This is a genomic window from Oribacterium sp. HCP3S3_B9 (assembly GCF_052064255.1).
GTDB lineage: Bacteria > Bacillota > Clostridia > Lachnospirales > Lachnospiraceae > Oribacterium.
This window is the reverse complement of record NZ_JBQHVY010000074.1, coordinates 1-625: the sequence shown is the minus strand read 5'-3', so window position 1 is coordinate 625 and position 625 is coordinate 1. Positions and strand designations below refer to the sequence as shown.

At 44.0% G+C, this 625-nt stretch carries 1 tRNA gene and 2 rRNA genes; all 3 read right to left on the bottom strand.

The features are described from left to right. Positions 1–253 precede the first annotated feature (253 nt). A 5S ribosomal RNA gene (gene rrf / locus ACTNC3_RS11495) occupies positions 254–371 on the bottom strand. Positions 372–374: 3 nt separating this feature from the next. Then, a tRNA-Ile gene (locus ACTNC3_RS11490) sits at positions 375–448 on the bottom strand. A gap of 70 nt (positions 449–518) precedes the next feature. Further along, a 16S ribosomal RNA gene (locus ACTNC3_RS11485) occupies positions 519–625 on the bottom strand; the annotation flags it as partial.

Genomic DNA, 625 nt, shown 5'->3' with positions numbered 1-625 from the left:
GCGTGAATCGATGTTGGCTGTGTGATGATGTTTCCACCATCTGGTTTTTTAATTCGTTAACTTTCGTTAACGCCTCGGATGTCTTACTCTATTAAATAGAATAATTTATATTTTGCAGATATTCAGTTATCAATGTTCATCGTGATCAGTGATCACGAGTGCGATCCGGGATCATGAATCCCTGTGTGACTTTCTCACAGATCGTAATCTATATGAATCAGAAATCGCTTGATTTCTGTTCTTTTTAAAGAAAGAATGGCGTCCACCTATGTTCCCACATCGTTACCAATGTAGTATTTTCGGCCGATCAGGTCTTAACCGTCGTGTTCGGGATGGGAACGGGTGTTACCCCTGACCGCATCGACACCATTCAGTGGGACTAAGTGGACTCGAACCACCGACCTCACGCTTATCAGGCGTGCGCTCTAACCAGCTGAGCTATAGTCCCCTCTTTCTTTTAAAGGTACATCCTTGAAATCAAGAATCGATTAACACACAGACCCTTACTTAATCTTTAGAAAGGAGGTGATCCAGCCGCACCTTCCGATACGGCTACCTTGTTACGACTTCACCCCAGTTATTAGTCCTGCCTTCAGCAGCTTCCGTTTTTGGATCACTGATTTCG